The 21,741-nt window shown below is 65.5% G+C and carries 19 protein-coding genes; 12 read left to right on the forward strand and 7 right to left on the reverse strand.

Annotated features, from left to right (window positions below; all coding sequences use genetic code 11):
* Positions 1–41: 41 nt before the first annotated feature.
* Positions 42–971: a 50S ribosomal protein L3 N(5)-glutamine methyltransferase gene (gene prmB, locus ACSQ19_RS00815; protein WP_435999284.1), complete on the reverse strand. Its 930-nt coding sequence runs from the start codon at positions 969–971 to the stop codon at positions 42–44.
* A gap of 140 nt (positions 972–1,111) precedes the next feature.
* On the opposite strand from prmB, the gene ACSQ19_RS00820 reads away from it, so the two are divergent.
* Positions 1,112–1,765 (forward strand): SCO family protein, encoded by a 654-nt coding sequence (locus ACSQ19_RS00820; RefSeq protein ID WP_435999286.1) that lies wholly within the window; start codon positions 1,112–1,114, stop codon positions 1,763–1,765.
* Complete coding sequence (asd, locus tag ACSQ19_RS00825; RefSeq protein WP_435999288.1) at positions 1,762–2,607, forward strand: archaetidylserine decarboxylase; 846 nt, start codon at positions 1,762–1,764, stop codon at positions 2,605–2,607. The genes ACSQ19_RS00820 and asd overlap by 4 nt, the downstream gene beginning before the upstream one ends.
* A gap of 203 nt (positions 2,608–2,810) precedes the next feature.
* Here the strand turns inward: asd and ACSQ19_RS00830 are convergent, their stop codons facing one another.
* Together ACSQ19_RS00830 and ACSQ19_RS00835 are read right to left on the reverse strand one after the other, a co-directional pair.
* Positions 2,811–3,212 (reverse strand): glutaredoxin family protein, encoded by a 402-nt coding sequence (locus tag ACSQ19_RS00830; RefSeq protein ID WP_435999290.1) that lies wholly within the window; start codon positions 3,210–3,212, stop codon positions 2,811–2,813.
* 548 nt (positions 3,213–3,760) lie between these two features.
* Positions 3,761–5,341: a transglycosylase SLT domain-containing protein gene (locus tag ACSQ19_RS00835; protein WP_435999292.1), complete on the reverse strand. Its 1,581-nt coding sequence runs from the start codon at positions 5,339–5,341 to the stop codon at positions 3,761–3,763.
* A gap of 18 nt (positions 5,342–5,359) precedes the next feature.
* Here ACSQ19_RS00835 and ACSQ19_RS00840 point away from each other — a divergent pair, with 18 nt between their 5' ends.
* Genes ACSQ19_RS00840 through greB form a run of 3 tightly spaced genes read left to right on the forward strand, consistent with a single transcriptional unit; the run spans position 5,360 to position 7,891 of the window.
* Positions 5,360–6,979 (forward strand): helicase HerA-like domain-containing protein, encoded by a 1,620-nt coding sequence (locus tag ACSQ19_RS00840; protein ID WP_435999294.1) that lies wholly within the window; start codon positions 5,360–5,362, stop codon positions 6,977–6,979.
* 8 nt (positions 6,980–6,987) lie between these two features.
* Positions 6,988–7,386 carry a copper resistance protein NlpE N-terminal domain-containing protein gene (locus tag ACSQ19_RS00845; protein ID WP_435999296.1) on the forward strand — a complete coding sequence of 133 codons (399 nt, stop codon included), beginning with the start codon at positions 6,988–6,990 and terminating at the stop codon, positions 7,384–7,386.
* 1 nt (position 7,387) lies between these two features.
* On the forward strand, positions 7,388–7,891 hold the full coding sequence (greB, locus tag ACSQ19_RS00850; RefSeq protein ID WP_435999298.1) for a transcription elongation factor GreB: 504 nt from the start codon (positions 7,388–7,390) through the stop codon (positions 7,889–7,891).
* A gap of 3 nt (positions 7,892–7,894) precedes the next feature.
* On the opposite strand, the gene ACSQ19_RS00855 is transcribed toward greB, so the two are convergent.
* Positions 7,895–8,722 carry a DUF3025 domain-containing protein gene (locus ACSQ19_RS00855; protein WP_435999300.1) on the reverse strand — a complete coding sequence of 276 codons (828 nt, stop codon included), beginning with the start codon at positions 8,720–8,722 and terminating at the stop codon, positions 7,895–7,897.
* The gene (rimO, locus tag ACSQ19_RS00860) at positions 8,719–10,080 is read right to left on the reverse strand and encodes a 30S ribosomal protein S12 methylthiotransferase RimO (RefSeq protein ID WP_435999302.1); all 1,362 of its coding nucleotides are present in this window, start codon (positions 10,078–10,080) and stop codon (positions 8,719–8,721) included. The genes ACSQ19_RS00855 and rimO overlap by 4 nt, the downstream gene beginning before the upstream one ends.
* Before the next feature lie 127 nt (positions 10,081–10,207).
* Here rimO and ACSQ19_RS00865 point away from each other — a divergent pair, with 127 nt between their 5' ends.
* Positions 10,208–10,867, forward strand: a complete 660-nt coding sequence (locus tag ACSQ19_RS00865) for a dienelactone hydrolase family protein (protein ID WP_296282632.1) — start codon at positions 10,208–10,210, stop codon at positions 10,865–10,867.
* Positions 10,864–11,271, forward strand: a complete 408-nt coding sequence (locus tag ACSQ19_RS00870) for an HIT domain-containing protein (protein WP_435999305.1) — start codon at positions 10,864–10,866, stop codon at positions 11,269–11,271. The genes ACSQ19_RS00865 and ACSQ19_RS00870 overlap by 4 nt, the downstream gene beginning before the upstream one ends.
* Before the next feature lie 13 nt (positions 11,272–11,284).
* On the opposite strand, the gene dcd is transcribed toward ACSQ19_RS00870, so the two are convergent.
* On the reverse strand, positions 11,285–11,872 hold the full coding sequence (gene dcd, locus ACSQ19_RS00875; RefSeq protein ID WP_435999307.1) for a dCTP deaminase: 588 nt from the start codon (positions 11,870–11,872) through the stop codon (positions 11,285–11,287).
* A 94-nt stretch (positions 11,873–11,966) separates the two neighbouring features.
* A complete protein-coding gene (apbC, locus tag ACSQ19_RS00880) occupies positions 11,967–12,836 on the reverse strand; it encodes an iron-sulfur cluster carrier protein ApbC (RefSeq protein ID WP_435999309.1) in 870 nt (289 codons plus the stop codon).
* A gap of 239 nt (positions 12,837–13,075) precedes the next feature.
* Between apbC and ACSQ19_RS00885 the strand changes: the two genes are divergently transcribed.
* The 5 genes from ACSQ19_RS00885 (at position 13,076) to metG (ending at position 21,704) form a co-directional block, all read left to right on the forward strand.
* Positions 13,076–15,961, forward strand: coding sequence for a TonB-dependent receptor plug domain-containing protein (locus ACSQ19_RS00885; protein WP_435999311.1), 2,886 nt, complete (start codon positions 13,076–13,078; stop codon positions 15,959–15,961).
* Between the two features lie 82 nt (positions 15,962–16,043).
* Positions 16,044–18,023: an alpha/beta hydrolase family protein gene (locus ACSQ19_RS00890; RefSeq protein ID WP_435999313.1), complete on the forward strand. Its 1,980-nt coding sequence runs from the start codon at positions 16,044–16,046 to the stop codon at positions 18,021–18,023.
* 130 nt (positions 18,024–18,153) lie between these two features.
* Positions 18,154–18,969: a sel1 repeat family protein gene (locus ACSQ19_RS00895; protein ID WP_296282626.1), complete on the forward strand. Its 816-nt coding sequence runs from the start codon at positions 18,154–18,156 to the stop codon at positions 18,967–18,969.
* Positions 18,970–19,072: 103 nt separating this feature from the next.
* A complete protein-coding gene (locus ACSQ19_RS00900) occupies positions 19,073–19,513 on the forward strand; it encodes a DUF2147 domain-containing protein (protein ID WP_296282625.1) in 441 nt (146 codons plus the stop codon).
* A 121-nt stretch (positions 19,514–19,634) separates the two neighbouring features.
* Positions 19,635–21,704 (forward strand): methionine--tRNA ligase, encoded by a 2,070-nt coding sequence (metG, locus tag ACSQ19_RS00905; RefSeq protein WP_435999316.1) that lies wholly within the window; start codon positions 19,635–19,637, stop codon positions 21,702–21,704.
* The last annotated feature ends 37 nt before the right edge of the window (positions 21,705–21,741 follow it).

Below are 21,741 nucleotides of genomic sequence, written 5' to 3' on the forward strand. Positions count from 1 at the left end.
CGGTTGCAGGCGCAACCGCCGCGGACCGCGTGCGAGACGCGCTACTTCCGCGTGGCGGCGAGCGCGCTGATCTGCGCGTTGTGGCGGATCAGTTCTGCGCATTCGACGGCAAAGATGCCCATCTGCCCCACCTTGAACTCGATCCACGCGAATTCGACGTCCGGCAGCAGCGCGACCAGTGCACGCTCGGACTCGCCGACTTCGCAGATCAGCAGGCCGTCCTGGCTCAGGTGCAGCGGCGCATCGCGCAGGATCTTCAGCACCAGGTCCAGCCCGTCGTCGCCGGCGCGCAGGCCAAGTTCCGGTTCGAAGGAATATTCCCTGGGCAGCGCGTCGGTCTCGTCGTTGGTGACGTAGGGCGGGTTGGTGACGATCAGGTCGTAGTGCCTGCCGGTCAGGCCGGCGAACAGGTCGGACTTGAGGAACTGCACGTTGTCGGCCAGCAGGCGCGCCTTGTTTTCCGCCGACAGCGCCAGGGCGTCGTCGCTGATGTCGACGCCGTCGACCTGCCAGTCCGGGTTGTAGTGGCCCATCGCGATGGCGATGCAGCCGGAGCCTGTGCACAGGTCCAGCGCACGGGTGACGTCGCGGCCGCCGAGCCAGGGCTCGAAGCCGGCTTCGATCAGTTCCGCGATCGGCGAACGCGGCACCAGGGCACGGGCATCGCTCTTGAAGCTGAGGCCGGCGAACCAGGCCTCGCCGGTCAGGTAGGCGACCGGGATGCGCTCGCTGACGCGTCGCTCGAACAGCGCCAGCACCTGGGCCTTCTCCGCACCCGTGACGCGCGCCTGCCCGTAGGCCGGGCCCAGGTCGGGCGGCAGGTGCAACGTGTGCAGCACCAGATGCGAGGCCTCGTCCAGCGCGTTGTCGTAGCTGTGGCCGAAGGTCAGGCCGGCCCCGTTGAAGCGGCTGGCGCCGTACCGGATCAGGTCGATGATGGTGTGCAGTTCGGCGGCGACGTCGGCGGTCATGGCAAGGCTTGTGAAGACGCCGGGACGGCGAAGGCCGCCGATTATAGGGGCTGCCCCGGTATCATGGCCGCCTTGCCGCCGCGCCCATGCGGCCCCCGGCCCGTGTGGCCGCGCCCTTCCATCGTGGGAATCCCCAGCGCATGTTCAACAAGAAGATCGGCCTCATCCTCGTCCTGGCGCTGGCCGCCGGCTTGGGCCTGCTGGCCGCGCAGAAATTCTTCGGCCCCGTCACGCCCGCCACGCAATGGCCAGCGACCCAGACGGTGACCCTGTTTCCGCAGCCGCGGCCGCTGCCGCCATTCTCGCTGCGCCAGTCCGACGGCACCCAGCTCACCGACGGGGAACTGAAGGGCCACTGGACGCTCGTCTTCCTCGGCTTCACCTTCTGCCCCGACGTCTGCCCGACCACGCTGGCCGAGCTGGCACAGGCCCAGGCGCAGTGGAAGGACCTGCCCGACTCGACCCGCCCGCGCGTGCTGTTCGTCTCGGTCGACCCCGAGCGCGACACGCCGACCCGCATCGGCGAGTACGCCCACGCCTTCCATCTCGACACGATGGCAGCCACGGCCGACATCCCGACCCTGGAGAACTTCGCCAGGTCGCTGGGCTTCGTCTTCATGAAGGTCCCCGGGGAAGGCTTCGAACAGAACCCGAACGACTACAGCATGGACCACTCGTCCGCGATCGGCGTACTCGACCCGCAGGGCCGCCTGGCCGGCCTGATCCGCCCGCCATTCCAGCCCAGGGCGATCGCCGCCGACATGCGCGCGCTGACCGAGGCGGCGTCGAAATGAGCCTGCTGACCTCGCTAACCTACGTACTGCCGCACCGCTTCCTGTCGTCGCTGGCGCGCCGGCTGGCCTATTCGACCTCGCCAGGCGTCAGCCGCTGGCTGATCGATACGGTGACGCGGAAATTCAATGTCGACCTCGGTGAAGCCGCCAATCCCGACCCCCTGTCCTACCCGAGCTTCAACGCCTTTTTCACCCGCGCACTGAGGCCGGGCGCACGGGTTGCCGATGCCGACCCGCGCGCGCTGCTGATGCCGGCCGATGGCCACATCAGCCAGTGCGGCCCCATCGAGGATGGCCGCATCTTCCAGGCCAAGGGCCAATCGTTCACCGCCGCCGAGCTGCTGGGCGACGCGGCGGATGCGGAACCCTTCCGCCACGGCGTGTTCGCCACCGTGTACCTGTCGCCGCGCGACTACCACCGCGTGCACATGCCGTGGACCGGCACGTTGCGCGAAACCGTACACGTGCCCGGCCGCCTCTTCAGTGTCGGCACCGATGCGGTGGCGAACGTGCCGCGCCTGTTCGCGCGCAACGAGCGACTGGTCTGCCACTTCGACACCGATTTCGGACCGATGGTGTCGGTGATGGTCGGCGCCCTGCTCGTCTCCGGCGTGGAAACGGTGTGGAGCGGCGAAGAGATTCCCGCCTATGGCACTGCCATCACCCGCAAGGATTACCGCGGCAAGGGCATCACGCTGGAGCGGTTCGCGGAGATGGCAAGGTTCAACTACGGCTCGACCGTCATCGTGCTGCTGCCGCCAGGCGTGGCGGAACTCGCGCCGAATCTGAAAGCCGAATCATCTGTGCGATTAGGTCAGGCCCTCGCCCGGCTGATTGAGTAGCGACCGTATCCAAAGGCGTTACAACGCGCTGTTGGCCATCGGCGCGCTCTTATCGGGACGTGAGGCGCGCTTCCATGGTGGATTGACCGTCATCGTGCCGACGCTCGCACCGAAATTGAAAGCAGTATGGCCGGTTCAGCAGGGATCGACGCTCGCAGAATGACTCGGTTGCCGACGCGATCACTGCAGGGGCGACCAGTGCATCAATGCTCAGCGGACAGGATGTACCCCTGCGTTCGCAAGAGCGAGATGATTTTGTCGCGATCATAACCCTCCAACTTTGAGTTCGCTGTCACGATGACGGGAACCCGCTCTGCATCCAGCCGATGCAACTCCTGACGATGCAGCAGCAGATTGTCAGCAGGACGTTCCACGTAATCCACGCCAAGTTCACGCAACAACTGTCTCGTCTTTTTGCAACCGCCGCATGACGCGAGGGAATAAAAAGCGACTTGCTCCGGACGTGCAAGATAGAGGGAATACTCCCCGTGCGTGATGACGAGCGCGCTCGACTTGGCAAGCTTGTGGGCGTTGTACGCTCGCCCCGCCCCGATTCCGATCAGAAGCGATATCGCCACCACTGCAACCGGAAGCATCCGTTTCATGTTCACTGGCGTCTCCCAACACCGCGGGAGCTAGCCCCCGCGGTGAAATGCTTCTGGTCAGGGGGGATCGCAATTTCCGCAGTTTACGAACCTGCAGGTATTGAGGCTGGTTCTGCACTGGGCAGGGGTGTACTGCCCCCCTTGCATACAGGCCGTGTATGCCTGGTCGCAGGCGAGCCAACAGTCAGTGCACGGATCGTCGGCTTTCGACGTGAACGAGAATCCAAGCACCAAAGCAGCCGCACACGCGGATGAAAGTAACAACGTCTTGATCGACATGACTACCTCCTTGTGATGGATACGCTGACGAGTCAGCGGTGCATATGTACTCTCGCTTCAGCGATACGAATGCGCGCACGCGCACATTTTTTCATCCCAGTAGGACGCCTGACTGTTCTCGCGCCCCATTCATCCGTTTACGTACAGATGTTTACATCAGTGCGCTGACAGATCACAGAAAGCTTCTCGACACTGGACCATCCGCAGGCAGCGAATCCCCGATATCGCTAGCACAGGCAAGGAACGCACCTCCCCTCACACAATGCGCATCACTTCCTGCAGCCTTCCAGCTTGAGCTCCTGCCCCGGCCGCACGGCGTACGCCGGCGCCTTCAACCTGTTGGCCTGCGCGAGCTTCTTCAGATCGCACTGGAACCGCTGCGAGATGCGCCCCAGCGTGTCGCCCTTCGCGACGCGGTAATCCCGCGCCTGCTTCGCCTTCGGTTCGGCTGGTTGCGGCTCGCCGGAGGCGACGGTGGTCGGCACGCCGGCCACGGGGGTCACATCGCCGACGGCGACATTGCCGGTCCGCGAGGCGCGGCGGATGGCGGCCGCGGGATCGGCGCTCACCAGCGTGCGCGCCAGTTCCGCGCGGGGGCCACTGATGCAGTGGCGTGTGTACAGGCCCGAGATGCGCGCGTTGGCCTTGAGCGTGGTGCCGGCGGGGATCCATGCCTCTGGCTGGTAGCGCGGGTTGAGGTTGCGCAGCGTGCGCATGTAGCCCTCGCGCGTGCCGCCATTGCCCAGACAGATGGTCAGCTCATAGATGGATGCGTCGCGCGCCAGCTTCAGCGTCGCCGGCTGCGCCGTGACCTTCGGAAACTCCAGTCCGTACTGGCGCGGGTGCAGGAACAGCCATGCCGCCGCGATCACCATCGGCACGTAGTCGCGCGTCTCGCCGGGGAACTGGCTGTAGACCACATCGTCCCAGAAGCCCAGGCCGCCGTTCTCGCGGAACACGCGCGCAGCCCGTCCCTCGCCCCCGTTGTAGGCCGCGAGGGCCAGTTCGATATTGTTGTTGAGCCCGCGCATGCGCTCGTTCATGTACTCCGCGCTGGCCTGGCCGGAGGCGTACGGGTCGTAGCGCGTGTCGAAGCCACTCGCATCGCGTCCCAGACCGAAACGGGCGCCAGTGTGGAACATGAACTGCATGGGCCCTGCCGCACCCGCGCGCGAGGTCGAATGCACGCGCCCGTTGGATTCCTTCGCCATGATGCCGAACAGAAGCGCTTCCGGCAGGCCGCTGCGCTCCCAGGCGGGATACAGCTCGGCGCGCATGTTCTGATAATTCTCGTAGCTGTCGATCAGCGCCGGGCGCATGTCGGTCAGCCAGCGGCGGATGCCTGCCTGGATGGCCGGGTTGTACTCGACCATGCGGTCGAACGCATGGCGCTGGTCGTTCAGCAGCGCCGCGGTGCGTGCGGTTTCGGGGATGGCGGCGCTGGCCGGCACCGCGTGGTCGGTGCCGTCGTCGAGTGCGTCGAGGGTCTCGCCCTCGTCTCCCGGGCCCTCTCCCTGCGCATCGGCGTTGCCCTTCAGCAGCCGCTTGTAGGTCGCCAGCAGCGTGGGCACCTGACAGCCGCGCTGCTGAACGCAGGCCGCCAGCACGTCCTCCATGTCCTCGAGTGCGGCGTCGCTCTCGGTAGCGCCGCGCGGATCACTGTTGGCCACCAGCACCAGACCGTCGCGGTAACGCTTCTCGGCGGCGGCCATGCGCTGTTCCAGCGCTTGCGCGGCGGCGCGATCCTTCGCGGACACGCGTTGCGCCAGCGAAGGCGGGGAGACCAGCAGGAGGGAAAGAGCGACCGCAACGGGCCACAGGCGCAGACAGGCAGGAACCGCAAGCGACATCAGGTGTGCATCCAGAGTGTGAGCCGGGAGGGTAGCCCCGGCTGCGCGACCGGGGCAAGGTCACGCGTCTCAGCGCTTTATCCCGGAGGCGGTTTCCAGCCGCTAGAATCGCGCCATCACCACGCGAGGTTGCACATGGATCCGATCCTGCTGGGCAAGGGCATCACGGACGACATCCCGGTCACGCTGCAGCCGAAGTTCGGCAACCGCCATGGCCTGGTGGCCGGCGCCACCGGTACCGGCAAGACGGTCACGCTGATGACCCTGGCCGAAGGCTTCTCGCGCATGGGCGTGCCCGTGTTCATGGCCGACGTGAAGGGCGACGTGGCCGGACTCGCCACCGCCGGCGATGGCAGCGAGCGCGTCATGCAGCGGGCCAGGGACATCGGCATCGCCGACTACGCACCGGGCGCGAATCCGGTGATCTTCTGGGATCTCTACGGCAAGCTGGGCCATCCGGTCCGCACGACCGTCAGCGAGATGGGCCCCACCCTGCTCTCGCGCATCCTGGAACTCAACGACACCCAAAGCGGCGTGCTCGACATCGTGTTCAAGCTCGCCGACGACCGCGGGCTGTTGCTGCTGGACCTGGAAGACCTGCGCGCCCTGCTGGGCCTGGTCGCCGCCGAGCGCAAGGACATTTCCACCAGTTACGGCCTTGTAAGCACGCAGTCGGTCGGCGCCATCCAGCGCGCGCTGCTGCGGTTGGAACAGGAAGGCGGCGAGGTGTTCTTCGGCGAGCCGGCGCTGGAACTGGCCGACCTGATGCGCACGAATACCGACGGGCGTGGGGTGATCGGCATCCTCGCCGCCGACCAGCTCATCCTGAAGCCGCGCCTGTATTCCAGCTTCCTGCTGTGGCTGCTGTCGGAACTGTTCGAGACGCTGCCGGAAGTGGGAGACCTGGACAAGCCCAAGCTGGTCTTCGTGTTCGACGAAGCCCACCTGCTGTTCGACGATGCCCCCCCGGCCCTACAGCAGCGCATCGAGCAGGTCGTGCGCCTGATCCGTTCCAAGGGCGTGGGCGTCTACTTCTGCTCGCAGTTTCCCGACGACGTGCCGGACAACATCCTCGGCCAGCTGGGCAACCGCGTGCAGCATGCGCTGCGCGCGTTCACCCCGCGCGACCAGAAGGCGGTGAAGACCGCCGCCGAGACCTTCGTGCCGAATCCCAAGCTCGACGTGGCCCAGGCGATCTCCAAGCTCGGCACCGGCGAAGCGCTGGTGTCGACGCTTCAGGACAAGGGCATCCCCTCGCCCGTGCAGCAGACGATGGTGTCGCCGCCGCGCTGCCGGATGGGCGCGATCAACGAAGGCGAACGCCAGCAGGTACGCAACGGCAGCCCCGTCGGCGGCAAGTACGATACCCGCGTCGATCGCGAGTCCGCCGCGGAAATGCTTGCCAAGCGCGGCGAGACCGCCACGCAGGCCGCCCAGGCGCCGCCGGCGAAGACCGAGCAGGACGATCCCGACGCCGGCGGCTTCGGCCAGGCCGTGAAGGACGCGGTGTTCGGCACCAAGCGCCGCCAGGGCATGATCGAGACGATGGCCAAGCAGACCACGCGCACGGTCGGCACCAAGCTGGGCAACCAGATCGTGCGTGGCATCCTGGGCAGCATCTTTGGCGGACGTCGCTGATCACGCGCATGAAGTGGAGTTTCGTACCGTTGGCCTGCGCGTTGTCGCTGGCGGCTTCCGCCGCCAGTCCGGCGCCGTCGACGTTCGCCGGCACGTTCTTCGGCAGCCTGCCGGCGGAAACCTGCGCATCGCAGGACGTATTGCTCGACCTGGGGGCTGACGGCCGATACGCGCTGGAAGCGCACTGCCAGGACGACTTGCAGGCGGCACCCATGCGCGCCGGCCGCTGGTCGGTGACCTGGAACGGCACCTGCGTGCAGCTCGCGCCGGAAGACGGTGGACCTGCGCAGGAGTTCGCCATCCATGACGACGATCTGCTGGTGTTGACCGCGGGCAGCTGCATCGAGCCGGTCGAGGATCCGCGCGGGCGCACGTTGCGGCGCGCGGAAGCCGCCGGAGAAAGCTGACGTGTCGCGCTGGCGCCCACCGGGCGAGAAGAGCACCGCCCTGATCACCCGCGAAGGCCATGATCGTCTCAAGGCGGAGTTGGACGATCTGTGGCGCGTTCGCCGCCCCGAGGTGGTGAAGGCCCTGGCCGCCGCCGCCGCGGAGGGCGACCGCTCCGAGAACGCGGAGTACACCTACCGCAAGAAGCAGCTCGGCGAGATCGACCGGCGCGTGCGCTACCTGAGCAAGCGGCTGGAAGTGCTGCGCGTGGTCGACACCGCGCCCAGCGATCCCGACGCCGTGTTCTTCGGCGCCACCATCGAGCTGGAGAATGTCGCCAGCGGCGAAACCTCGCGTTACCGCATCGTCGGCCCCGACGAGACCGAGGCGACGCGCGGCTGGATCAGCATCGATTCGCCGCTCGCGCGTGCGTTGTTGAAGAAGCGCATCGACGACGAATTCTCGGTCGAACTCCCCGGCGGGATCACCCACTTCGTGCTGGTGGATGTCAGCTACGCGAGCTGATCCTCACAACGGTCGCGGGTAAACGCGGCCCTCCCGCAACGGACGGAAGTAGTCCTCCTGCCCGTAGAACGCGGCATCCTGTCCTGCGTGCCATCCGGGAATGCCGGCCAGTGGCAGCGGACGCAGTTCGCTTGGCGCAGTGAGGATCGCACCCGCTAAGATCGATTCGACCACGCGCGCGATCACATCGATCTGATCTCCGAATACGACAAGACACTTGCCGACCAGCAAGCGCCCGGGCACCAGCACCTGCTCCATCAGCGCATGCCCCACCACCGCAGCGACGGTGATACCGCCGTCGTGCCAGCATGCAGCGTTCGCATGGAACAGTGCCGCCCAGTCGTGCCGATCCCACAGATCCAGCAGTGCCGCATCGCGCACCTGCACGATGACGCCGCTTTCATCGAACTGGGTCAGCGCCTGCTGCGCGGGACTGCGCTCGCGCGAGCCCATGTGCGCCATGTGCCGGCACTGCTGCTGGTTGAGCGCGTGCTTGAGCGCCGGATGACGCAGCCAGACCATCGCGTTGAACAGGTCATGCCAGTTCTCCGCGCGCGTGGCGATGCACCCCTGCGCGGACCGTGCTTCGTAATGCAGCCCGTCGGCAAGCAGGCCGGCATCCTGTCTCGCGAAACGGGGCCCGGAGAGCGGCATCCGCGCATTGAGGGTTTCGATGTCGGGCCAGTGCGGGGCCGTCAGCAGGTCCCGGTGCTCGCCATACCCGCCGAACAGGGGATGCCGGAAACATGCGGCATCCACCTGTCCACGCAAGGGGGCGACGAAGCGACGCCGGCCGTTGCCAGCATGAGTGTCCGTCGCCGGCGCGGTCACAGCACCTTGACGTCGAGCGGCCGGCCCGCCGTTCCGACGATGGCATCGCCAATCAGGTCGTGCTCGTCGCTCTCGGTGATTTCCACGTCGACGAACTGGCCGACGCGCAGCCCCAGTTCGCCGCCATTCTGGATATGCACCAGGCCATCGATCTCCGGCGCATCGGCCTTCGAGCGCGCGACGGCGATATCGTCTTCGATCAGGTCCACCAGGCACTGCTGCACCGTGCCGATCTTCGCTTCGAGGCGCGCGGCGGAGATCTCTGCCTGCTTCTCCATGAAACGCGCCAGGCGCTCCTGCTTCACTTCTTCCGGCACCGGATCCGGCAACAGGTTGGCCGCCGCGCCTTCGACCGGCGAGTAGGCGAACGCACCCACGCGGTCGAGTTGCGCTTCATCGAGGAACTGCAACAGCTCCTCGAATTCCTGGTCGGTTTCGCCGGGGAAGCCGACGATGAAGGTCGAGCGCAGGGTGATGTCGGGGCTGATCGAACGCCAGCGCTTCACGCGATCCAGCGTCTTGTCGACGGCGCCGGGACGCTTCATCAGCTTGAGGATGCGCGGACTGGCGTGCTGGAAAGGAATATCCAGGTAAGGCAGCACCTTGCCTTCGGCCATCAACGGAATCACGTCGTCGACGTGCGGATACGGGTAGACGTAATGCATGCGCACCCAGGCATCGAGTTCGCCCAGGCCCTCGCACAACGCCTTCATCCGCGTCTGGTACACCTTGCCGCGCCATTCGCGTTCGGCGTACTTCACGTCCACGCCGTAGGCCGACGTGTCCTGCGACACCACCAGCAGTTCCTTCACGCCGCCGCGCACCAGGCGCTCGGCCTCGCGCAGCACGTCATCGACCGGGCGCGACACCAGGTCGCCGCGCATCGACGGGATGATGCAGAAGCTGCAGCGGTGGTTGCAGCCCTCGGAAATCTTCAGGTACGCGTAATGCCGCGGCGTCAGCTTGACGCCGTAGTCTGGCACCAGGTCGACGAAGGGATCGTGCTTCGGCGGCAGCGCCGCGTGCAACGCTTCCATCACGCTCTGGTAGTCCTGCGGACCGCTGATCGACAGCACATCCGGGTACTGCTCGCGGATCTGCTCCGGGCGTTTGCCCAGGCAGCCGGTCACGATGACCTTGCCGTTCTCGTTCATCGCTTCGCCGATGGCGTCGAGCGATTCGGCCACGGCGGAATCGATGAACCCGCAGGTGTTCACCACCACCACGTCCGCCGCGTCGTAGGTCGGCACGATGTCGTATCCCTCCACGCGGAGCTGGGTGAGGATGCGTTCGGAATCGACCAGGGCTTTCGGGCAGCCGAGGCTGACGAAGCCCACCTTGGGGTTCTGCAGGGACATGGGGAGTACGGCGGCGGCGTGTACGGGGCGCGGATTATAGCGCCCCGCCCCGGGCGGCCCGTTCCGTCCATTCGGTCCGGGGCCGCCTGCGCATACACTGGGTGCCGTCTTCGCCGGAATCCTGCCGATGGGCCATTGGACTCAGATCGACACGCCCCGCGGCCGCATCGGGGCCTGGCGCGCGGATCCCGCCGACGCGCCGCGCGGCGCGCTGGTGATCGTGCAGGAAATCTTCGGCGTGAACGCGCATATCCGCAGCATCGCCGAGGGCTTCGCCATCGACGGTTACGTGGCGCTCGCGCCGGCGTACTTCGACGTCCTGGAGCCCCGCGTCGAGCTGGGCTACGACGATGTCGGCTTCGCGCTCGGCCGCGACCTGATCACGCGCCTGGGCCTGGAAGCGGCACTGGACATCACCGCGGCAGCGGCGGATACGATCGCGAGCCACGGCAAGGTGGGCGCCGTCGGTTACTGCTGGGGCGGCACGGTGGCGCTGCTCGCCGCCATGCGCCTGGGCCTGCCCGCGGTGAGTTACTACGGGGCACGCAACGCGCCCTTCCTCTCCGAGACACCGCTGGCCCCGGTGATGTTCCACTTCGGCGAGCAGGATGCCTCAATACCGCCGAAGCTGGTGCAGCAGCACCGCGACCTGCTTCCCCAGATGGACGTTTTCACATACCCCGCGGGGCATGGCTTCAACTGCGACCTGCGCGCGGACTACGATCCGTCGAGTGCGCGCCTGGCACGCGAACGCACGCTCGATTTCCTCGCAAGGAACCTGGCATGAGCGATTTCCTCCTGGACCCACGCCTGGCGGCCGACAGCGCCTTCGTCGCCGACGGCCCGCTGTCGCAGGTACGGCTGATGGACGACACGCGCTACCCGTGGCTGGTCCTGGTGCCTCGCGTGAACGGGGTCAGCGAATGGCTGGAACTGGAGGGCGGCCAGCAACGCCTGCTGTTGGCGGAGATCAACCAAGCCGGCCAGCTGATCCGCGCGCAGCCGGGCGTGGAGAAGCTCAACATCGGCGCCCTTGGCAACATCGTCCGACAACTGCATGTGCATCTGGTCGGCAGGCACGAGGGCGACGCGGCATGGCCCGGACCGGTCTGGGGCAACGGCGCCCCGGTCCGGCATGGTCCTGCCGCACTGGCAGAACGGATAGACGCGTGGCGCCGGTGTCTGGGCTGAGCGCGCAACCGCCTCAGGTCCGCGGCAGCGTCACGCCGGTCTGGCCCTGGTACTTGCCGCCGCGATCCTTGTAGCTGGTCTCGCAGACGTCGTCGGCATCGGACTGGAAGAACAGCATCTGCGCGACGCCTTCGTTCGCGTAGATGCGCGCCGGCAGCGGCGTGGTGTTGCTGAACTCCAGCGTCACATGGCCTTCCCACTCCGGCTCCAGCGGGGTCACGTTGACGATGATGCCGCAGCGCGCATAGGTACTCTTGCCGAGGCAGACCACCAGCGTGTCGCGCGGGATGCGGAAGAACTCCACCGTGCGCGCCAGCGCGAAGCTGTTCGGCGGGATGATGCATTCATCCGCTTCGATGTCCACGAAACTTTTCGGATCGAAGTGCTTGGGGTCGACGATCGTGGAGTTGATGTTGGTGAACACCTTGAACTCGCGTGAGCAGCGCACGTCATAGCCATAACTGGACGTGCCGTAGCTGACGATGCGCTCGCCGTCGGCCCCGCTCTTGTTGGCGAACTTCACCTGCCCCGGCTCGAACGGCTCGATCATGCCCTGCTGCTCGGCCATGCGGCGGATCCAACGGTCGCTCTTGATGCTCATGCAAATCCTGGTGTGTGGGGCGAAGGCCACGCGGACGGCGCGCGGCGGACGGGGAATTGTAGGGCGGGCCCCGGCCCGCCGTCTTCGCCGGCCGCTAGACCAGCGACGAGAGGATGGACAACGGCGCGCGCGGACGCTGCGCCAGCGTCGCCGCCATGACCCTCGCCGTCTGCCGGTAGGCCTGCGTAACCGCCGAATCGGGCGCGGCGACCACGACCGGCTGGCCGGCATCGCCCTGCTCGCGAATGGCGATGTCCAGCGGCAGCGAACCCAGCAGCGGCACGCCGTACTGCGCCGCCATCCGTTCGCCACCGCCCTGCCCGAACAGGTGCTCCACGTGGCCGCAGTTGGAGCAGGTATGGACGGCCATGTTCTCGACGATGCCCAGCACCGGCACCTCGACTTTCTCGAACATCTTCAACGCTTTCTTGGCATCCAGCGTGGCGATGTCCTGCGGCGTGGTGACGATGACCGCCCCGGCCACCGGGATCTTCTGCGCCAGGGTCAGCTGGATGTCGCCGGTACCCGGCGGCAGGTCGATCAGCAGGTAGTCCAGATCACCCCACAGCGTGTCGTTGAACAGCTGCATCAGCGCAGACGTGGCCATGGGGCCACGCCAGATCATCGGCGTGTCCTGGTCGACCAGCAGGCCGATGGACATGGCCTCCACCCCGAACGCCCGCATGGGTTCGATCGACTTGTTGTCAGGGCTGTCCGGCCGCCCCGCGAGCCCCAGCATCGCCGGCACGCTCGGTCCATAGACGTCGGCATCCAGCACCCCCACCCGGGCACCCTCGGCCGCCAACGCCAGCGCCAGGTTCACCGACGTGGTGGACTTGCCCACCCCTCCCTTCCCTGAACCGACCGCAATCACATTGCGAACGCGCGGGTGGGGCGACAGCGCCCCCTGCACGGCGTGCGTGCGCGGCCTGGCGTAATTCTGATGGGATTCAGTCACTTGCATCGATTCGCGCGGCGGGGAAACCGCCATTGTCTCACCCCGAGGCGCCTCGCCGGCAACCTGAATGACGCGTCATCACCGTGACGATCCCATCACGCGCCGGAAATAATTTCGTGGTATGCGCATCACATTAATTCCGTGTTAATGTCGGGTCGCACGGACGCTATTGCGCGGCTGGGGCCGATGGGAACGGTCCTATTGAAAGCCGCTTACACGTACGGATTTCTAGGGGATTCACCGACATGAACTACGGAAACGCGAAAGCGCTCCGGCGCAATCCGCTTGGTGCGGCTCTTGTCGCCGCGTTGCTGATCCCGGGCGCGGCACTGGCCCAGGACGCTACCACCAGCGGCTCGACTGCAGAAGCCGAAACGACCAACCTCGGGAAGGTGCAGGTCGTCGGCTCGCGCATCAAGCGCGCAGAGATCGAGGGACCGTCACCGGTCACCGTCATCACGGCCGAGCAGATCAAGCAGGAAGGCTTCAATACGGTCGCCGAAGCGATCGACACGCTGAGCCAGAACACCGGCAGCGTCCAGAACGACTTCAACGCTGCCGGCGGTTTCACGCCCAACGCCAGCCCGGTTAACCTCCGCGGCCTGGGTCCGGGCCGCACGCTGCTGCTGATCAACGGTCGCCGGGCGAATGACTATCCGTTCCCCTACAACGGCCGCAGCAACTTCCAGAACCTCAACAACGTCCCCGCGGCGGCCGTCGAACGCATCGAGATCCTCTCGGGCGGCGCATCGGCCGTGTACGGTTCCGACGCCGTTGCCGGCGTCGTTAACATCGTGTTGAAGACGAACTACGAAGGCAACATCCTCAAGGTCAAGGGCCAGACCTCGACAGACGGTGGCCGTGACATCGCCGACATCCAGTGGGTGGGCGGCAAAGCCGGCGACAATTGGAGCGTGACCTACGCGTTCGAGTCCTACAACGCCGAAGCCCTGTGGGGTTATCAGCGGGATTTCATGGATTCGGCGGCGGATAACCCCGCACCTCCGGGAACATATCCCAACGCACTCAACAACGGGCGCGGGTTCTACCAGCCGCCGATCGGCATCCAGATTCGCCGCCTCAACAACGTGGGCTCCACCGTTTCGTATGTATTGCCAGCAGGCCGTGACTGCTCGGCGAGCGAACTCTATCGCCCTCACTTCTATACGAGCGCCACCACGGGCAACAACCTCGGCCCTGGCTGCGGTTATGACCGCTTCCCGGCCGAACAGACGGTTGCTAACGGCAGCAACGAGCTGTCCGGCTATGTCTATGGCACGTTCAATTTCACTGACAATCTGGAAGGCTGGGCGAGCGCGATGGCGTTTCATTCGCGCAGTCGACTCGGCGGCGGCACGGAACAGTGGCAGGGTGGTCCGCAGCCAGGTACGAATTACTACGACGCGGGATTGGGTATGCGTATCCTGCCCATCCGCAACTTCACGCCCGAACCTTACGGCGGATCCGAAGGCACCTACCAGAAGTTCGAGGAAGATTCCCTCGATCTCGCGTTCGGTATGCGCGGTAGTTTTGCGGATCGTTTCGATTGGGAATTCAGCCTCGGCGGCGCACAGTATGAAATTGTCCGCGATCGTCCGCGCATGACGGTGGCGGGAGCCACCAACTACTTCTTGGGTCAGCGTCTGGGTACGACGGGCCAGGGGGCGTACACAGGGTTGGCTGGCGTCCCCAATGGCTTGGCTGTTTATCGCTTGAACCTCGATCGCTTCTACGGCCCCATCTCGACCGCAGACTATCAGGCCATGTCGACAATGGTTCATTACGAAGCAGTGTCGCGCAACGTCGCGTCCAACTTCGTGTTGTCGGGTGACTTATTCGAACTGCCGGCAGGTCCGCTGTCGTTCGCCGGCGTGATCGAGGCCTCGCGGCAAAGCTACGATCTGGAAAGCGATGCCCGCATCCTCCCGACCGTGCGAGAAATCTACAACTTGACGGGCACCGGCGGCAGCGGCGAACGCAACCGCTATGCCGCGGGCGTAGAGTTCAAGGTGCCGATCTTCAGCATGCTGACGGCCAGCCTCCAGGGCCGCTACGACAAGTACGATGATGTCACTGACGTGGATGCTGCGAGCACTTGGGGCGCAGGATTGGAGTTCCGTCCCTTCGACAGCCTGCTGATTCGCGCCAATTATGCGACCAGCTTCAAAGCACCGGACATGCACTATGTGTTCTCCGAACCTAGTGGCTCGTTTGGCACGGTGACAGACTACTACCGCTGCTACCTCAATGGCTTGGGAACCAGCGACAACGTCTGCGGCAACTCGGGCGGCAACTACCGCTACTCGGTCTTCACTACGTCACAAGGCGCGCCGGAGCTCAAGGAAGAAACCGGCAACTCCTGGACGGCCGGCTTTGTGTGGGACGTCACCGAGCAGTTGTCGCTCGCTGCGGACTACTACGAGGTCGAACTCAACGACGTTGTGACCGTTCAAAGCGGCACCGACATTCTGGCGGCAGAGTTGGGCTGCCTAACGGGCAAGTACCCCAACGGCAGCAATTACCCACACGCAGCGGGCAGCGGCTATTGCCAGATCATCCAAGGTCGCATTAGCCGCAATCCCGAGACCGACGCGCTCACCGAGATCCGTAGCGGACCGATCAACCAATCGTTCCTTGGCACGAAGGGCATCGACGCGACCGTGCGTTACCGCATGGATACGGACCGCTTCGGCGACTTCAGCACCACCTTGCAGTGGACGCATGTCCTTGAGCAGACCCAGAAGCTGTCGGTTGACCAGCCAATCCAGAGCTATCGCGATTTCAACAGCAATCTGGACAATCGCAGCCGGGTGCGCTGGACGATCAACTGGTCAAAGGATGATTGGATGGCGACGGTATTCATGAATCGCCTGGGAAGTACGCCGATCTGGGATCCCACCGTACCGGTGGCCTATCCCGAGTTCGACACTCGCATCGGCCCGTTCATCACCTGGAACGCCAGCGTGGCGAAGGACATCACCGAGAAGCTCAACCTGCGCCTGTCGGTGGTCAACATGTTCGACAACCACCATCCGGTCGACAAGACCAACTACACCTATCCGTACTACTGGCGCGGTTTCGATGCCATCGGTCGTCAGGTGGGTCTGGAAGCGACCTACAAGTTCAACTGATGGTTTGAGCGGTGCAGCAACACCTGGACCCGGCGGCGACGCCGGGTCTTTTTCTTCCTACGCCGCACACAAGGAGATCATGATGAAGCGTCAAGGAATTCTGCTTTTCCTCGCCGGATGGCTGATCGCGGCCGAGGCACTGGGCGCGCCGGCGCCGATCCGCGATTTCGTCGGCCACGCCGCCTTCAGCACCGCGAAGATATCGCCCACCGGTGAGTACCTGGCCATCACGGTGGACCGGGGCGACCAGGACGTGCTCACCACGATGCGCACCAGTGACCTGAAGATCCTCAACGTCAGCCAACTGCCCGACAAGAAGAGCGTGGGCTCGTTCGAATGGGTCAGCCCTAACCGCCTGATGTTCAATGCCATCCGCAAGATGGGCGGCTACGCGCAACCGTTCAGCACGGGCGAGTGGTTCGCCGTCAATGCCGATGGCTCACAACCGCGGCCGCTGGTCTTCTACGGCACGCAGGACGTCACCCAGCGCGCGAAGACCGTCACGTCCGAGCGTTTCAGCCTCATCGACACCCTGCAGGACGACGACCAGTTCGTCATCATGGACGTCCGCTCGCCCCGCTCCAGCGAAGGCGCCGGCACAGAGCTGGTCAAGCTGGACGTGTTCAACGGGCGGCGCACATCGCTCGGCCGTGCACCCAAGGAGAATTGCAACATCACGCTGGACGAGAACAAGCAGGCGCGTTTCGCCGTGTGCTCGTCAAGCCGCAACGAAGATGGCGAGTTCGACGAACGTACGGAACTCTACCGCCGCGATGGCCGCGACTGGACGCTGGTGAACGCTTCCAAGTCCGGCGGCAAGCACCTCGGCGTGATCCACACCACGCGCAACGGAACCGTCTACGTCACCCAGGACGACGGCGTGGCGCCGGCGGCGCTCGGAACGCTGGACACCACCACGGGGGCGTTCAAGCCCTTGTTCCATGACCCCGTGGCGCAGATCAGCAACCGTATCTGGTCCACCGACGACACGACACTGATCGCGGTAGTGACGGAAGCGGGGGCACCGTCCGTCAAACTGATCGACGAAGCGCATCCGGATGCCGAACTCTACGCCTCGCTCGCGTCCGCGTTCGAGGGGCAGATGGTGGATTTTTCCAGCCATACCACCGACGGCAAGAAAATCATCGTCAGCGTCTACAGCGACCACAATCCGGGCGAGCTCTACCTCTACGATCGCGACTCCGGCAAGGCCCGCTTCCTGATGAAGCGCCTGCCGCAGCTGGACCCCGCGAAGATGGCGTCGGTGGTGCCGTTCAACTTCGTGGCGCGCGACGGCAAGCGCATCCATGGGTACCTGACCATTCCGAACGGCTCGAACGGAAAGAACCTGCCGCTGATCGTCAATCCGCATGGCGGCCCAATCGGTCCCCGCGACGACTGGGCCTTCAGCGGCGAGACGCAGTTGTTCGCAAGCCGGGGTTACGCCGTGCTGCAGGTGAACTACCGCGGCTCCGGTGGTTACGGCCGTGGCTTCCAGAATGCCGGGCACCAGCAATGGGGCCAGGGCATCCAGAACGACATCATCGACGCCACGCAGTGGGCGATCCAGAAGGGCCATGCCGACAAGGACCGCATCTGCATCTACGGCGGCAGCTTCGGCGGTTACTCATCGCTGATGGCGCCGATCCGTGCGCCGGGCCTGTTCAAGTGCACGTTCGGCTACGTCGGTGTCTACGACGTGGAGATGATGTTCGAGAAGGGCGACATACCGAGCACGGAGTCCGGCCAGCGCTACCTGCGCCGCACGCATGGAATCGACAAGAAAGCGTGGGCGGAGAATTCGCCCGCACGCCGCGCCGCGGAAGTGAAGATCCCGGTCTACCTTGCCGCAGGCGCGCGCGACGTGCGCACGCCGCCCGAGCAGAGCGAACTCATGAACAAGGCGCTGATCGCAGCGGGCAATCCGCCGGAAGGCATGATCATCCAGTCCGGCGAGATGCATGGCTTCTACGACGTGGACAACCGGGTGAAGCTGTATACCGAGATGCTTGCCTTCTTCGACCGGCATATCGGGAAAACGGATTCTGGCGCATCGAAGTAACGCCATCCCGCACGGATGCGGTGGAGAGCGCCAGGCTCCGCACCACGGCCATGACTTCCGAGACGTGACCGGCGACAACGTCGCCGGTCACAATCGAAGCCTACTTCCCATCACCGGTGTCGGAGTACACATGGGCAACCTCAGGACGACCACCTTGTGCCTGCTGCTGGCTGGCACTGCGGCCGCATTTTCCGCGGCACATGCCGCCAAACCTCCGCCGGACCCGACACGCGACGCGATGATGCTCAGCGCCGGCTTCCTGAGCGGACATCCCGACCTGCGCTACCGCCTGCTGGGCCTGAAGCGGTTCAAGGCCGGCGAGTTCGACGAGGCGTTCCGTTTCTACCAGCGCGCCGCCTACTACGGCGACAAGCCTTCGCAAGGGATGGTGGGGGAGATGCTGTGGAACGGCCAGGGGACGGCGAAGGATCGCGCCCTGGCGTATGCGTGGATGGACCTGGCGTCCGAGCGCGGGTACACCGGGTTCCTCGGACTGCGGGAGCGCTATTGGGAGCAACTGACGGAGGCTGAACGCGCCCGGGCTGTCGACGAAGGCCAGGCCATCTATGCCCGGTTCGGCGACCAGGCCGCGCAGCCGCGCCTGGCCACCGTGCTCCGCCGCGAGAAACGTCGGTCCACGGGAAGCCGTACCGGTTTCACCGGGAACCTGCAGATCCACATCCCCGGCCCGGGGGGATTCATTCCGATCGATGGCAGCAAGTTCTACGACGACCGCTACTGGGACCCGAAGCAGTACCAGGCGTGGCACGACGAAATCTGGATGAAGCCGCGCATCGGGCGTGTGTCGGTGGGCAGCGTCGAACAAGTGCCGGGATCAACCCCGCCGGCTTCGCGCATTCCCGCCACGGCGCCGCAGCAGGATGCGCAGGAGCCGGAGACGCCCGAGGCGGACGACGCCGACCTCGGCACCCGCAAAGACGGCTGAACAGCTGGCACGCCGCGCTTCCATACGCCGGCGGATGCGGTATAACAGCGGCATCCCGCCGGTCGTTGCCGGCGGGCCTGACCTACATCCCTGGGAGGGGAACATGCGCAAGACCCTGATGGCCGTGATGCTGGCCGCCCCGCTGATGGCCCTGTCGCTGGTGGCCTCGGCCGCCGACCCGGTGGTCGGCCGCTGGAAGACCATCGACAGCGAAACCGGCAAGCCGAAATCCTTCGTCGAGATCACCCAGGCCGCGAACGGCACGATCACCGGCCGGATCGTCGAGTTGATCAACCCGAGCAAGCCCAATCCGACCTGCGACAAGTGCAAGGGCGACCGCAAGAACAAGCCGATTACGGGGATGGAGATCATCCGCGGCATGAAGGCGGAAGGCGGTGGCGATTACGCGGGCGGCACCATCCTGAAGCCGGATGAAGGCAAGGAATACAAGTCGAAGATGGAGTTGATCGAAGGTGGCAAGAAGCTGGAGGTCTCCGGCTGCATCGCCTTCATCTGCAAGTCGCAGACCTGGATCCGCCAGTAAGTCTCGACGCATCCTGTTGCAAGACGGGCCCGGCATTGCCGGGCCCGTTGCGTTCTGGCCAGGCGGAAGGGGCATCCGGCCGTCCATGCGATAATCGCGCGCCCCCGCAACGAAGTCCGACATGAGCCGCACCGCCCTCGTCACCAATGCCCTGCCCTACGCCAATGGCCCGCTGCACCTGGGTCATCTGGTCGGCTACATCCAGGGCGACATCTGGGTGCGGGCCCGGCGCATGCGCGGGGACACGGTGTATTTCGTCTGCGCCGACGACACCCACGGCACGCCGATCATGCTGGCAGCGGAGAAGGCGGGCGTCACCCCGGAGGCCTTCATCGCGGGCATCCAGGCAAGCCACGAGCGCGACTTCGCCGCCTTCGGTGTGGCCTTCGACCATTACGACTCGACCAACTCGTCCGGCAACCGGGCGTTGACGGAACAGTTCTACCAGCGCCTCGATGCCGGTGGGCACATCAGCCGCCGCACGGTGGCGCAGTTCTACGATCCGGCCAAGGGCATGTTCCTGCCGGACCGCTACATCAAGGGTATCTGCCCGAACTGTGGATCCGCCGACCAGTACGGCGACAACTGCGAGGTCTGCGGCGCGACCTACGCACCGACCGATCTGAAGGAACCGACGTCCATCCTGTCCGGCAGCACGCCGGAGATCCGCGACTCGGAACATTACTTCTTCGATGTCGGCCGCTTCGATGCGTTCCTGCGCGAATGGCTGGCGGGCGACGTCGCCCTGCCGGGCGTGAAGGCGAAGCTGCGCGAGTGGCTGGATGCCGACGGTGGCCTGCGCGCGTGGGACATCTCGCGCGATGCGCCCTACTTCGGCTTCGAGATTCCCGGCGCACCCGGCAAGTACTTCTATGTCTGGCTGGATGCGCCGATTGGCTACCTGAGCAGCTTCCACGCCCTGTGTGCGCAGCGTGGCCTCGACTTCGCATCGCATCTCGACGCCGGTACCGAGGTGGAACTGCACCATTTCATCGGCAAGGACATCGTCAACTTCCACGGCCTGTTCTGGCCGGCGGTGCTGCACGGCACGGGGCACCGCGCACCGACCCGCCTGCACGTCAACGGTTACCTCACGGTGGATAGCGCGAAGATGTCGAAGTCGCGCGGCACGTTCATCATGGCGCGCACCTACCTGGACGTAGGCCTCGAGCCTGAGGCACTGCGCTATTACTACGCGGCGAAGTCGTCCGGGGGCGTGGACGATCTCGACCTGAACCTCGGTGATTTCATCGCGCGCGTCAATGCGGACCTGGTCGGCAAGTTCGTCAACCTGGCCAGCCGCTGTGCCGGCTTCATCGACAAACGCTTCGGCGGTGCGCTGGCCGAAGCGCTGCCGGACCCGGGGATGTACCAGCGTTTCGTCGATGCGCTCGCCCCCATCGCCGATGCCTACGAACGCAACGAACCCGCCACGGCGCTGCGCCTGACGATGGCGCTGGCCGATGAAGCGAACAAGTACATCGATGAAACCAAGCCGTGGGTGATCGCCAAGCAGGAGGGCGCGGACGCCGACCTGCAGTCGGTCTGCACACAGGGGCTGAACCTGTTCCGCATTCTCGCAGCGGCACTGAAGCCGGTGTTGCCGCGCACGGCCGCCGAAGCGGAAGCGTTCCTCAGCGCGCCGGTGGAGACGTGGGCCGATGTGGACAACCCGCTGCTCGCCCACACCATCCAGACCTACTCGCCGCTTTTCACCCGTATCGACCCGAAACTGATCGACGCCATGACCGACGCCTCCAAGGACACCCTCGCCGCCGCGCCCGCACCCGCACCCGCCGTTACCGAGAAGAAGGCACAGGCGAAAGCTGACGTGCCGACCGAGGCGAAGGATGCGACCGGCCTCATCGGCATCGAGGATTTCGCCAGGCTCGACCTGCGCATCGGCAAGGTGCTGGAGTGCGGCTTCGTGGACGGTTCCGACAAGCTGCTGCGATTCCTGCTGGATGCCGGCGACTTGGGCCAGCGCCAGATCTTTTCCGGCATCCGCGCCAGCTACGGCGAACCGGACACGCTGGTCGGCCGCAACGTGGTGTTCATCGCCAACCTGGCACCGCGCAAGATGCGCTTCGGCCTGAGCGAGGGCATGATCCTGTCGGCCGGGTTCGACGGTGGCGCGCTGGCATTGCTGGACGCCGATGCCGGTGCCCTGCCCGGCATGCCGGTGCGGTGAGGCAAGAGCAGAGCGAAGAGACGTGAGGAACGAGCAG

This window comes from Pseudoxanthomonas sp. LjRoot127 (genome assembly GCF_964253495.1).
Taxonomy (GTDB): Bacteria; Pseudomonadota; Gammaproteobacteria; order Xanthomonadales; family Xanthomonadaceae; genus Pseudoxanthomonas_A.